The sequence below is a fragment of the Borrelia maritima genome (assembly GCF_008931845.1).
GTDB classification, from domain to species: Bacteria; Spirochaetota; Spirochaetia; order Borreliales; family Borreliaceae; genus Borreliella; species Borreliella maritima.
The window spans coordinates 691,257-704,346 of record NZ_CP044535.1 but is presented as its reverse complement, the minus strand read 5'-3'; the positions used below and the strand labels follow the sequence as shown (position 1 = coordinate 704,346).

15 protein-coding genes are annotated in these 13,090 nt (G+C 27.4%); 5 read left to right on the top strand and 10 right to left on the bottom strand.

Going from position 1 to position 13,090, the window contains the following annotated elements:
* Positions 1 to 36: 36 nt before the first annotated feature.
* The 4 genes from flaA to DB723_RS03350 form a co-directional block, all read right to left on the bottom strand.
* The gene (flaA, locus tag DB723_RS03365) at positions 37 to 1,062 is read right to left on the bottom strand and encodes a flagellar filament outer layer protein FlaA (RefSeq protein WP_151552565.1); all 1,026 of its coding nucleotides are present in this window, start codon (positions 1,060 to 1,062) and stop codon (positions 37 to 39) included.
* Between the two features lie 86 nt (positions 1,063 to 1,148).
* A complete protein-coding gene (locus DB723_RS03360; RefSeq protein ID WP_151552563.1) occupies positions 1,149 to 1,700 on the bottom strand; it encodes a flagellar filament outsheath protein in 552 nt (183 codons plus the stop codon).
* The gene (locus DB723_RS03355) at positions 1,690 to 2,688 is read right to left on the bottom strand and encodes an N-acetylmuramoyl-L-alanine amidase (protein ID WP_151552956.1); all 999 of its coding nucleotides are present in this window, start codon (positions 2,686 to 2,688) and stop codon (positions 1,690 to 1,692) included. The genes DB723_RS03360 and DB723_RS03355 overlap by 11 nt, the downstream gene beginning before the upstream one ends.
* Positions 2,681 to 3,640 (bottom strand): glycosyltransferase family protein, encoded by a 960-nt coding sequence (locus tag DB723_RS03350; RefSeq protein ID WP_151552561.1) that lies wholly within the window; start codon positions 3,638 to 3,640, stop codon positions 2,681 to 2,683. The genes DB723_RS03355 and DB723_RS03350 overlap by 8 nt, the downstream gene beginning before the upstream one ends.
* Positions 3,641 to 3,697: 57 nt before the next feature.
* Here DB723_RS03350 and DB723_RS03345 point away from each other — a divergent pair, with 57 nt between their 5' ends.
* On the top strand, positions 3,698 to 4,363 hold the full coding sequence (locus DB723_RS03345; protein WP_151552954.1) for a hypothetical protein: 666 nt from the start codon (positions 3,698 to 3,700) through the stop codon (positions 4,361 to 4,363).
* Between the two features lie 8 nt (positions 4,364 to 4,371).
* Here DB723_RS03345 and DB723_RS03340 read toward each other — a convergent pair whose 3' ends face one another.
* From DB723_RS03340 to DB723_RS03330, 3 genes are read right to left on the bottom strand one after another with little or no spacing between them, the layout of a single operon-like run.
* On the bottom strand, positions 4,372 to 4,821 hold the full coding sequence (locus DB723_RS03340) for a DUF192 domain-containing protein (protein ID WP_151552559.1): 450 nt from the start codon (positions 4,819 to 4,821) through the stop codon (positions 4,372 to 4,374).
* A gap of 19 nt (positions 4,822 to 4,840) precedes the next feature.
* Positions 4,841 to 5,251, bottom strand: coding sequence for a hypothetical protein (locus DB723_RS03335; RefSeq protein WP_151552557.1), 411 nt, complete (start codon positions 5,249 to 5,251; stop codon positions 4,841 to 4,843).
* Between the two features lie 9 nt (positions 5,252 to 5,260).
* Positions 5,261 to 5,617: a hypothetical protein gene (locus DB723_RS03330; RefSeq protein ID WP_151552555.1), complete on the bottom strand. Its 357-nt coding sequence runs from the start codon at positions 5,615 to 5,617 to the stop codon at positions 5,261 to 5,263.
* Positions 5,618 to 5,722: 105 nt separating this feature from the next.
* On the opposite strand from DB723_RS03330, the gene era reads away from it, so the two are divergent.
* Both era and lysS read left to right on the top strand, forming a co-directional pair.
* Entirely contained in the window at positions 5,723 to 6,595 is an 873-nt protein-coding gene (gene era / locus DB723_RS03325) for a GTPase Era (protein WP_151552553.1), read from the top strand.
* Positions 6,596 to 6,667: 72 nt separating this feature from the next.
* Complete coding sequence (lysS, locus tag DB723_RS03320) at positions 6,668 to 8,233, top strand: lysine--tRNA ligase (RefSeq protein WP_151552551.1); 1,566 nt, start codon at positions 6,668 to 6,670, stop codon at positions 8,231 to 8,233.
* 65 nt (positions 8,234 to 8,298) lie between these two features.
* Here lysS and gpmA read toward each other — a convergent pair whose 3' ends face one another.
* Complete coding sequence (gene gpmA / locus DB723_RS03315) at positions 8,299 to 9,045, bottom strand: 2,3-diphosphoglycerate-dependent phosphoglycerate mutase (protein ID WP_151552549.1); 747 nt, start codon at positions 9,043 to 9,045, stop codon at positions 8,299 to 8,301.
* A gap of 145 nt (positions 9,046 to 9,190) precedes the next feature.
* Here gpmA and rpiA point away from each other — a divergent pair, with 145 nt between their 5' ends.
* Entirely contained in the window at positions 9,191 to 9,877 is a 687-nt protein-coding gene (gene rpiA, locus DB723_RS03310) for a ribose 5-phosphate isomerase A (protein ID WP_151552547.1), read from the top strand.
* Here the strand turns inward: rpiA and psgB are convergent.
* Entirely contained in the window at positions 9,864 to 10,997 is a 1,134-nt protein-coding gene (gene psgB, locus DB723_RS03305) for a HemN-related non-iron pseudo-SAM protein PsgB (RefSeq protein ID WP_151552545.1), read from the bottom strand. The genes rpiA and psgB overlap by 14 nt on opposite strands.
* 108 nt (positions 10,998 to 11,105) lie before the next feature.
* Between psgB and DB723_RS03300 the strand changes: the two genes are divergently transcribed.
* A complete protein-coding gene (locus DB723_RS03300; RefSeq protein WP_151552543.1) occupies positions 11,106 to 11,939 on the top strand; it encodes a DnaJ domain-containing protein in 834 nt (277 codons plus the stop codon).
* Here DB723_RS03300 and DB723_RS03295 read toward each other — a convergent pair.
* Positions 11,936 to 13,078, bottom strand: a complete 1,143-nt coding sequence (locus DB723_RS03295; RefSeq protein WP_151552541.1) for a hypothetical protein — start codon at positions 13,076 to 13,078, stop codon at positions 11,936 to 11,938. The genes DB723_RS03300 and DB723_RS03295 overlap by 4 nt on opposite strands.
* Positions 13,079 to 13,090: the final 12 nt, after the last annotated feature.

The window sequence follows — 13,090 nt, the reverse complement described above, 5'->3', positions numbered from 1 at the left end:
CAACCTTTTAAGTTAGCTTTACATATTAATTTAAACCTATTTTTTTAGGGATGATTCTTCAGGTTTTTCACTCTCAACCTTTTCTATAAAGTTTTGGAAAGAACCTTCGGGCATAGAAATTTTTTCTCTAAGCTTTAAAACTCTTTTAAAAGTTTCGTGTGCCTTTAATTTACGAAGTGATTCAGTTCCACTAGTCTCATAAACTTTAAATACAGACTCACTATCAATATCAGAATCTATTGAAACGCTCAACTTATCATAAAGAACTCTCAAATCTTTAACATAAAAAATAAAATTTTGCTCTTTTGAACTATGTGATTTTGAAACTCTAAAAGCCTTAAATCTCATTTTACTTGAAGCAAGAGGATAATTTGGAACATCGTCTTTAATTATTCTAGATGATACATTAGGAATGTAGTTAGGATTTGACCAAATTAAATCAGCCCACCCTTTAAACTTTAAAGTCCCCATAGAGTAAGCATACTCCATGCCATTCATGTCTTCAAATAAAACTTCAAGATCTATATCATATCCTAAGCTATATACTGATACTTTAATCTCTTTCATAGTTTTAATGTTATCAATAAGACCTTTTCCTAAAAATTGATTCCCACTTTCACCTGAATAAAAAGGAATTTTAAATGGTGGCATAATCATAGCAGATGATTGAGAATAGCTTGGAAATAGAACTCTTACTCCTAAAATAGTGTCTCCTGCATACCTTTTTGACTCGCTTTTAACAATAGCTGGCGCAACAACTGAATTTTTAACGTAAGCTTGTAGCCTTGCAGAAGGAGTAAGTAAAACACTCCAATTATTTATACCAAGATCTACAACCATATCTTCCGGCTTAACAATGCCAGAAGCACCAGAATATACATAATCAACATAATTTGTAAGATCAAGTCTTGTTGAACTTGGATCTCTTGCAAGTTCGGCAAAATCTAAAACTAATTCTCCAGGCTCTGATCTTTTAGACCCCTCTGCCACTCCATCAGTCTCTTGAGCAAAGAGTACAGTGGATAATAAAAAAAACAAAATGCTTTTCGCTTTCCTATTCATGTAAACTAACTCCTTATCTATAAATCTTTTATAAAATTTTCATTTTTTAATTACAAATTATATCATTATTAATAAAATTAAATTTATTAACTTTGCTCCTTTAACATACACCCTTCAACAAGAATAACAAGCTTTTTTACCTTGCCAGGATAGTTAAAGCGTATTGTTTTTATTAAAGACATGGCAAATAGATTAATCTTAACATCAAAAGATTCATAAGATTCATTATAATCGCCATTATTAAAAGAATCATAAAATTCCCTTGAAAGATTTATGTAATAAATTCCATTTTCTAAAAAAGAATATAAAAATCTTGCATCACTTAATAAAAACCCAAAAGAAAAACCTTCATTACTTCCTAAAAGAAAATCTTTTGCTAAAAGATCTAAATTATCTTTCAAACTTTTTTCATCTCTTAAATACCTTAAACTAACAATAAACCCCTTGCTAGAGTAAAAATAGAAAACTTTTTTTGAAAAAAAATTATCATAATTTAAAAAAACCATACAAATAGAAAAGAAAAAACTTGCCGCTAAAGCTCCTAAAAGGATTCTAGCCGTATGTTCTTTTTTAAAATTTAAAAATTTATAAATCACTGCATTATATTTAAAAAATATATCTGAAATACTATTTTTCATAAAAATTTATAAATTCCACTAAAGATTTGAGTATTAGAATATTAAACTTGCTCATGTAATTATAATCCAAAATTAATTTAGCATCTAAAACATTAGACAAAAACCCCATTTCGATCAATACGGCAGGCATACTGCTATTTTTTATTACAAACCATTGCTCTTCTCTAATTGGCCTAATAATAGTTTCACTTAACTCATTTTTAAATACTTTATAAAAAATTTCAGCCAATCTTTTCGATTCATATTTATATTTAATATCTAGTATATCATTAAGCTCACTTAAGTATCTATTACCTTTAATATCATATCCTTTAAAATCTTTAATAACCTCTCTTTTTGAATCCTTGGGAAGATACCAAAACTCAACTCCTCTAGCTTCGCGGTTTGGAGCATCATTAGCATGTATGGACAAAAATATAACATTATTTGGAAAATTTGGCTTTATTGCATTTGCAAACTCCGACCGCTCTTTCAAAGTTAAATAAACATCATGTATACGGGTTAACAAAATATTTTTATTTACAAAATAATTACTTAAAATTTTAGACAAATATATAGAATAGGCTAATGCAAAATCTTTTTCTTGAAGTACAACATCGTAACCATTTATCTTTAAAGTCACAACCGCACCAGTATCATGTCCACCATGTCCAGGATCAATAATTATTGAAGTAATTCTGGGCTTATTATAGTCTTTAAGAGAACTGAAATAATTTTCAATTTGTTTTAATACTTTCTGGCTTATTAAAATTTCTCCACGAATCTCGATAATTGGATCTACAAACATATAATAACCAGAAGATGTAAGTGCATATTCAAAACCTACCCTAAACTTTAAATATCCTTTGTTACTTTCAATTGTAAAAACATCATTTTCAATGTTTAAATCGAATTTAAAAACATTATTATCGAAAAAATCAAGAACATTTAAGTAACCAAGAGGCTTGGAATTTAAGCTTAAACACGAAAAAAAAATCAAATCAATCAATAATATTATTTTCCCAAAGCTCAATGGCACTCTTTAAGTCTCCTTTGAATCTTAAGCTATTTTTAGCAATTTCACCTTTTATCTCCTTAAACTCTTTTTGAAATAGAAAAGGATTAATTTTGTATTTTAAACAAATTTTACAAAACCTTAAAAAAGAAAAAACAACACCATTTCCAACAAAAATTGGGACATAATTCTTAAGCAAAAAAATCAAAAAGCTTTTATTTTTGGTCAAATTTTCTGGTGAATTTAATGCAGTATACTGAATTCTGAGTTTTCTATAAACATAAACATGCTCCCCAAAATAAATAGCTCTTAATCCAAAATCTATTCTTTGAAAATATTCATTTTTAATCCTTCCGTCAAAACCTCCAAGCTGTAAAAACTTCTCTTTAGAATAAAGCCCACAATAATCCATGGTAATCAAAGTTTTTTCATAGTCTTTCTCAGAATTTACTAAAATTACCTTAAACTTTTGCTGTTTATCTATGCTAGGAAGAAAAATTGAAGGGATTATTTCTTCTTCTTTATCGAAAAACTCACCTCCAACAAGAAGAACATTTTTTTTAACTATTTCATCAAATATATTTGGAATCCAAAAAGGATTTAAGAGGTACATATCACTTTGCAAAACAAAAACAAAATCACAGCTTGATTCCTTCATTGCTAAATTAACCTTTTCTCCGGAATTCAAATTATCAGTAAGTAAAATAAATTTTAACTTACCATAACTTTCTGAAATAAACTGCAAAGAACTTCTATTGCTCTGTTTTTCAATTGAAATTATTTCTCTTATAAAGTCAAAATTTGATAAAAATTCAAATAAATCCTCTCTAAAAATTTTTGTTCCTCTGCTTAATATTACAAAAGAAATTCCAAAAGAAGATTTTTGTGAATAATTATTTTTAGCTTGAATAACAGTATATGAATAGCCGTTACCTGGAAGACGCATAAATTACTTTTAAAATCCTCGCATTTAAATTATAATAATCATATGTCAAATAATACAATGTTATTTGCAAGAATAATCAATATTAATACATTATTCTATAGCATAATTATTATTATTTTTACACTTATTTCTTGCAATCACAAGAATATACAGTATGACAAGAGAATTAAAAAATTTTTAGATAAAAACAAAATTGAATATAAAATAGACCCGGAAAATGACTTTGTAGCATTTAAAGACATAAACAATAACGAAAGAGAAGAAATAATCATTAGATCAAGATTAAACTCATATAAAAATTCAAAAATAAGAGAAATATTTGGAATTGTCAAAGTGTTTGATGTTAATACTCAAAAAATTAAAGAAATATCTGAGTCTCTTATGAGCGACAGCTATAATAACAGGGTATTTGGATCATGGGAGATTATTCATAATGCAGAAAGAGGGATTAACTCTTTGGTATACATTGTAAAAGCAGAAGAGTTTGCAAGCGAAACACTTTTGCTTGATGTAATTGACGAGATCACCTCAACAATAAGTATTTTCAAAAAAATAATAACAAACAACGAAAACATTAATAATAATAATAAGGCAAATAATAATACAAATAAATCAACTGAACAGCATACTTTAGAGCAAGAAATAAATTCAACAAAAGAATCTAATAATAAGCTCAAAGAAGATCAAATAGAAGAAGAACTTCAAGAAATCAAAGCCCAATAATTTCAAAATTATTCTACTGGAAAAGAATTAATATCGAAGCAAAAATGCACCTTATCCCCTATTTTTATTTGAAATTTAGAAAATGAGCCTCGTGGAAGCTCAAGAGCATACTTTGCTTTATAAAGAGAATTAACATTTGCCCTAGAGTACGGCTCTAAATCATAAATCTCTTTAATAATTCCATTTGAATCAATATAGGCTATTTCAAGCAACAAAGGTGTATTTTCCATCCAAAAAGATAAATTTTGCTCTTTTTTAAAAACAAAAAGCATTCCATTTCCATATTCAACCTTTTCGGTACCCATATAGCCTTTTGCCCTATCAAATTCATTAAATGCTATTTTTACAAAAAACTTTGCCCCATTTATCACAACTGCTTTATCATAAAAATGATTAGCAAAAGACAAAAAAGATATAAAAAAAGCTAAACATAAAAACCGTTTTAAAATTTTTTCCAATTATCAACCTTATTTAAAATTACTTATTATGATTTGCAATATAAGATTTTAAAGTCATTCTTAAAATATTTTTATTTAAAACGATAATAGAATCACCAAGATCCCATAAATAATTCAAAGGCGTTACAAGTGTTGCCTCGCCAAACTTTTTCTTTACCTCAAGAAAAATTGAATACTGAGATATTAATTTTTTATCAAAAACAAAAGTATAGGAAAACATTTTATTTTTGTCAAAATTAAAAACAGCATATTTTAAATGAGTTTTAGCAACAAATTGTAAAGTATGTTTTCTAGCATAAGGGAATTCAACTTCTTCAACATCATAATAAAAAATAGTACTTTTTAGAATATTGTCCTTAACAGACTCCATGCTGGAGCCCATAACAAAAGATGTAAAAATAGAAAATAAATAAAAAACTGTAATATCCATACAAAGCCTTTAGCCATAAACAATATAAAGAAAGAGTATAACAAATAGAAAGCTTGAAAATAAATAAAGCAAAATATTAACATTAATCCCAAAATGAAAAAGTCTTACAAAAACTTTAGAAACTACCCTATTACTTATCATTCTTGACCTTTCTTTTCTTTTAAAAGGTTTTTCTTTAAGCTCTTGGAAAGGACTGTAATGGCAATTAGGACAACCCTCTCCAAAAGCAGAAACTGGTCCCACATGTCTACAATTTGGGCATTCAATATCACCAAGCTTGGCAGCACAGTTGGGACAAATAGACCTATTAAGTCCAACTTTTTCACCACATTGTTCACAAAAAACTTCAAAATTTACCTTTGCCAAACGAAAATTCCTCAAATTTTACTTAAAAATAAAGTATCTAAAATACTATATAATTAATTATAATAAAAAATATATGAATATTACATATTTAAGGAATGCTAAAACATGAAATCGGGATTTGTAGCAATACTAGGTAGACCATCAACTGGAAAATCTACACTTTTAAATTCAATATGTGGACATAAAATATCAATCATATCCCCTATTCCACAAACAACTAGAAATAAAATCAAAGGGATCTTTACAGACGAAAGAGGACAAATTATCTTTATAGACACACCAGGATTTCATTTGAGTAAAAAAAAGTTTAATATTGCAATGATGAGAAACATACACTCTTCAATAGAAGAAGTTGAGCTTATTCTATATATAATAGACATTCAAGACAAGCCTGGAGAAGAAGAAAATAAGATGCTAGAAATTGTTAAAAACTCCAAAATTAAATTTTTAGCACTACTTAATAAGATAGATCTTGAAAATACAAAAATAAAAGAAATAACACAATTTCTAAAAGAAAAAGGAATAAAAGATAACAACATAATTAAAATATCAGCTGAAAAAAAAATTAACATAGAAGAATTAAAGAATAAAATTTATGAAAATTTTTCAGAAGGCCCACTTTACTATCCACAAGAATACTACACCGATCAAAATATAAATTTTAGAATTAGTGAAATAATAAGAGAAAAAGCTATTGAAAACCTAAAAGAAGAACTTCCCTATTCTTTGTATGTAGATATTGATACCTTAGAAAATAAAAAAAGGGGTCTTTTCATCAGGGCAAATATTTTTGTAGCTAATGAAAGTCAAAAAGGAATAATTGTAGGAAAAAATGGGAAAGAAATAAAATCAATAGGGGAAAAAGCAAGAAAAACAATTTCAAAAATTTTTGAAACAAAATGCAACCTATTTCTACAGGTAAAACTTAAAAAAAATTGGAACAAAGAAGATAAACTAATAAAAAGACTTATAAATTAATATTTAAAGACAATTTTCTAAATTCTTGAAACTTAAAAAATAAAATGCTAAAATTTAAATTAGGAATAAAATGTGAAAACAGCGCATTGGGCAGATTTTTATGCAGAAAAAATAAAAAAAGAAAAAGGTCCGAAAAGCTTATACACAGTAGCATCGGGAATTACTCCATCTGGAACTGTGCATATTGGAAATTTTAGAGAAGTTATTTCAGTAGACCTGGTAGCAAGAGCATTGAAAGACTCTGGATCAAAAGTAAGATTTATTTATTCTTGGGATAATTACGACGTATTTCGAAAAGTTCCCAAAAATATGCCAGAGCAAGAACTTCTTACAACTTATTTAAGACAAGCGATAACAAGAGTTCCCGACACAAGAAGCCATAAAACAAGTTACGCAAGAGCTAATGAAATTGAATTCGAAAAATATCTGCCTGTAGTTGGAATCAATCCTGAATTCATTGACCAAAGTAAACAATATACAAACAGCGTTTATGCAAGTCAAATAAAATTTGCACTTGATCATAAAAAAGAACTCTCTAAGGCATTAAACGAATACAGAACTTCAAAGCTTGAAGACAATTGGTATCCAATCAGTATATTTTGTACAAAATGCAATAGAGACACAACAACTGTAAATAATTATGACAATAATTACTCTATTGAGTATACATGTGAATGCAGAAATCAAGAATCTCTAGACATAAGAACTACATGGGCCATTAAACTTCTCTGGAGAATAGATTGGCCTATGAGATGGAAATATGAAGAAGTTGACTTTGAGCCTGCAGGAAAAGATCACCATAGCAGTGGAGGCAGTTTTGATACATCCAAAAATATTGTAAAAATTTTTAAAGGCAGTCCCCCTGTAACGTTTCAATACGACTTTATTTCAATAAAAGGACGTGGTGGGAAAATATCATCCTCATCGGGAGATGTCATATCGCTTAAAGATGTTCTTGAGATCTATACACCCGAGGTTACAAGATTTTTATTTGCCGCTACAAAACCAAATGCCGAATTTTCGATCTCATTTGATCTTGACGTAATTAAAATATACGAAGATTACGACAAATTTGAGAGAATCTACTACGGACTAGAAGATATAAAAGAAGAAAAAAAAAGAGCATTTAAAAGAATTTATGAGCTGTCTCAACCATACATGCCAAGCGAAAGAATGCCTTATCAAATTGGATTTAGGCATTTAAGCGTAATCTGTCAAATATTTGAAAATAATATAAATAAAATTATAAATTACTTGAAAAACGTTCAAGAAGATCAAAAAGATAAACTAATTAATAAAATAAAATGCGCAATTAACTGGATAAGAGATTTTGCGCCCGAAGATTTCAAATTTTCATTAAGGTCTGAATTTGATAGCATAGAAATGCTAAAAGAAAATACTAAAAAAGCAATTAATGAACTTTTAGATTTTTTAAAAAAAAATTTTGAAGTTGCTACAGAACAAGACATTCAAAATGAAATATATAAAATTTCAAGAGAAAATAATATAGAACCCGCTTTGTTTTTTAAGCAAATTTATAAAATTTTAATTGACAAAGAAAAAGGACCTAAGTTAGCTGGATTTATCAAAATAATTGGCATTGATCGTTTCGAAAAGATTGTAAGTAAATATATTTAAACCTTCAAATAAAAAAATAAGTCATAATTATATGACTTATTAACACTTTTAATACCAATAGACTACTACTTTAACCTTCCTTGACTAGCAACAGACTCCATTGCCATTTTAATTCTGCTTTCATCGCCCAAATAGTAATGTTTAATAGGGTTTAAATCTTTATCTAATTCATAAACCAAAGGAATACCCGTAGGAATGTTAAGCTTTAAAATATCTTCTTCACTTAAATTATCAAGATATTTAACAAGAGCTCTTAAAGAATTACCATGAGCAGCAACAATAACTTTATTGCCACTAAGAACTTCTTTTGAAATCTCGTCAGTCCAATAAGGAATAACTCTTGCAACAGTATCTCTAAGACACTCTGTTGAAGGCAGTTCCCTTTTAGGGATATATTTATATCTTGGATCTTTTATTGGGTGGCGATCGTCAGACTCATCTAAAGACATTGGGGGCACATCATAGCTGCGTCTCCAAATTAGAACTTTATCTTCCCCATATTTTACAGCTGTTTCCGACTTATTTAAACCTTGTAAAGCTCCATAGTGCCTCTCATTTAATCTCCAGGTTTTTTTTACAATAATATAAGATTGACCCAGTTCTCGCAAAATAATATTTAAAGTATCATTAGCTCTTGACAATAAAGAACTAAAAGCAATATCAAAAGAATAGCCTTCTTGCTTTAGAAGTAACCCCGCCTCTACAGCCTCATCAATACCTTTATCGGAAAGTTTAACATCTGTCCAACCAGTAAAAAGATTTTCTTTATTCCACTCACTCTCTCCGTGTCTCACTAAAACTAACTTATACATAAAATCTCCTAGCATATTATTTTATTTACTAATACTAATAATTATAAATTAGTACAAAATCTAGTCAAGATTTTAACTTTAATTAAATAATGATATACTTTAAAATAAATTAAGATTTAAACTCATTCAAGCAGGTAAAAAATTTGTGGAAAATCAAAAAATTTTGGTAGCAAAATATGCAATTGATCATTACATAAAAAGCAATATGAACCTTGGAATCGGAACAGGTACAACTATTTATTATGCAATCAAATATTTAAGCGAAAAGATAAAATCGGGCAACTTAAAAAATTTAAAATTCTACACAACAAGTAGCCATACAAAATATTTACTCTCAAAAGAACAAATTCCTTATGAATCAAATTTTTCAAAACTTAACAAAAATCTAGACATTGCAATTGATGGAGCTGATGAAATTTTACTAGAAAAAAAAAGCTTAATAAAAGGAATGGGGGGTGCACATCTAATGGAAAAAGTAATAGCTTACAACTCAGAAATATTCCTAATAATAGCAGATGAAACAAAAATCGTAAAAAAATTGGGAACAAAAACGCCTATTCCCATAGAAGTTGCCCAAAGTGCTGTTGGATTTATTATGACTAGACTTGAAGAAATGGACTTGGACACAACTTTAAGAACTTGCAATGAAAAAAAAGGTCCCATTATAACCGATAACAATAATTATATTTTAGATGTAAAAATGCACATAGAAAATCCCGAAGGAACAGAAAAATATTTTAAACTATTTCCGGGCATACTTGAGATTGGAATATTTAATCATAAAAACACAAAAATAGTTTATTACCAAGACAAACAAGTTAAGGAAGCCTAAGCTTCACTTTAAAAAAGTTATCATTAAAATAATTTATAATTTTTACTAAGTAAAAATCTAACTTAAACCTTTCACGCCCTTTTAACAACATAATGTCATTATCAAAAACAAACTTTCTACTTAAAGTTGAGCAATAATTAATAAACTGCAAAAATTGTTTTTCATTGTACTCAAATCTAAGCCTAAGAGCCCGCAAATTAACACCTTGAACAGTCCCAAGTCCTTGAATAAAATGATAAACAAAAAACTCTAAATCCTCTAATAATTCAAAAGTTACTAAACGATTATTTGCTTTAATAAATCCACTATCTTTTCTAATTAAAGCTCTTAGATTATTATTCTTGTCATTACAAAAAAGTAAACTTACAGCATTCAATCCCAATCCTAAATACGGTTTTAACTCCCAATTTAGCTTATTGTACTCACTCTCATGTCCTTTTAACATAAAATTAGTAATTTCATAATTAATGTAGCCATTCGATTCTAAATACTCTAAAGCATAAAACCAAAGCTTTTCCGAAAAAATACCCTGATCAAGATCCCTTAAATCAAGATCTTCCTCTTCATATAGAAATTCACTAAAACAAATATGCTCAGGCTTATATGAAAGCAACTCTTTCAAATCACACTTGAGATGAAACTTTTTTTGCAAAGGCATATTGATAGTCATATCAATATTTAAATCAAAAGGAAACTTTCTAATATCATTAATTAGAATATTCATTTTGTCATAAGAAATTTCAGAAACCCCCATAATCTTTCTAAATTTTAAAGAAAAACTTTGAATACTAAGATTAATTCGGGTAATACAAAATTCATACAAAAGTTTGAATTTTTCAAAATCAACATAACCTGGAATAATTTCTAAAGTAAATTCTTCTAATAAAACCAAATTAATACATTTAGACAAAGATTTAAAAATAAATTTTAAAGTGTCCTGCCTGCATAAACAAAAATCTATATGTTTAATATAAAGTGTTTTTATAATTGGATGACCCAACAATCTTAAATGATATTTTAATTCCTCTAAAATTCTATTAAAAATGCTAAGATCTTTACAACAAAACGAAATATTAATATAAAGACTCAGCTCAATCAAAGGAAAAAGATCTACTCTCATAATTGGTCTTTTAAAAATTTAAATTTAATTATAACATATATAAAGTACAAATAATAAAATATATTTAAAAAATATAATAAATAAAGGAAATTTGGAGGAGATTTTTTAATGACCAAAGACTACTACAATATACTGGAAATACAAAAAAACGCTAGTAATGAAGAAATTAAAAAAGCTTACAAAAAATTGGCAATAAAATATCACCCGGATAAAAACAAGGGAAACAAAATAGCTGAAGAAAAGTTTAAAGAAATAAATGAGGCTTATGAGGTTTTATCTTCTCCTGATAAAAAAAGAAATTACGACTCTTTGGGTAGCACTAATTTCAATGTCAATAGCAATAATTTTGAAAGAGAATTCAGTAGCGCTAGATTTAGCGATTTTGAAGATTTAGATTTTTTTTCCAGAATCTTTAGTGTGTCTTCAAGAAAAAAAACAACAGACAGAGAAATAACTCTAAATATTTCACTTTATGATGCTTACATGGGAAGTAAAAAAATAATAATTATAAACAACAAAAAAATCGAGATAATAATCCCAAAAGGGACATTAGAAACAACTAAAATAAAAATAAACAACAAAGGACCTATTAATCCAATTTCTGGAATAAAGGGAAACTTAATAGTTAAATTTAATATATCAAGCTATAAAAACTTCAAACTGAATGGAAAAACTTTAGAAACAGAAATAGAAGTTTACCCATGGGAAATAGCCCTGGGTTGCGAAAAACTATTTGAAACAATTGAAGGAAAAAAAATAAAACTTAAAATTCCTCCGGATGCCAAAAATGGAGAAATTTTAAACCTAAAAGGATTGGGAATGCCCATAATTGGAAACAGCTCAAAAAGAGATCTTAAAGTCACTTTAATAGTAAAAATCCCCAAAATAATAAATAATGAAGTAAAAACTATTTACGAAAGATTAAAAGAGATATACAGTTAAAGTGTTTCTGAAAATAAATGACCAAAATTTTTTAAATTTGCTTCCCAGCCCGACCTATATTCATTAAATTTATTTATTTTAGACTCATATTCTTTGATTCCATCCTCAATATTGTCAAAATTCTTAGCAATATCGACTGAAAATTGAAAAACATCTCCTTGTCTAGGGGCAAGAGTAAAAAAGGCAAATTTCCAATTTCCAGAATTTATAGTAGATACGATTCTTTTCTGAAAAACATAGTCAGAGATTAATACAAATTTTTGAAACTCTTTTCTTCGCAAATAAATAAGTTCATTCCACTCATTAAAAATAGCATCTGGTAATTCGTTTAAACCGATCTCAATTATATTGTTAATAGATAAAAGAATTTGTAAAATTTCTAATAAATTTAAATAACAGCTATCAAAACATTGAATTGTAATCTCAAGCAAGGCAATTTTTATAAGCAGCTTAGAAATATCAAGACTATGATCTTTCATAATCTTGTCGATTCTATCTTTTGTGTGGTCTATAATAATTTTTTTATGAGTTTCTTTAATATTATTGCTTTTTTTAATTTGCTCTACTTTTTCATAATAATCATTAATTTCTTTATTAATTACATCTAAATTATTACTATTGGCCTCATTGGAGAAAAAATCTAATGAATTACTAAGTCGATCTAAAAATTCTTCTTGAATAAAGAATGTAGCAATTCTTATGCAAGAAAATGGGGCTTTACTTTTTTTTTCAAAATTTTCAATTTTTTGTTTAAGATCTACTCTAAAATTTAAATATTTAAGTTTATCTAAAAATTTATTAAAATGAGAAACATCTTCCAATAATTCATCTTCATTAACATCTAAAAATTCGGAATTAGGATGATATTTCCTTATCAAATTTTTAATAATAAGCAAAGTATCTAAAAAAATAGCTTTATTAGCATCCCAAGATTTACTAATACTAGGATTAAAATCCCTATAAATCTTATCTAAAAACACAAGTTTATCTTTAAGTAAATTAGCATCGTTAATAAGGCTTGACTGTTCTCGATAAGAATAATAATTTATTAAACTATATCTAAAAATGCTAAAATTAAGATATTTTTGAAAATCAAAAAATCTATAAAATCCTAATGAACCAAAATCAAAAAACTTCATGCCACAACATCA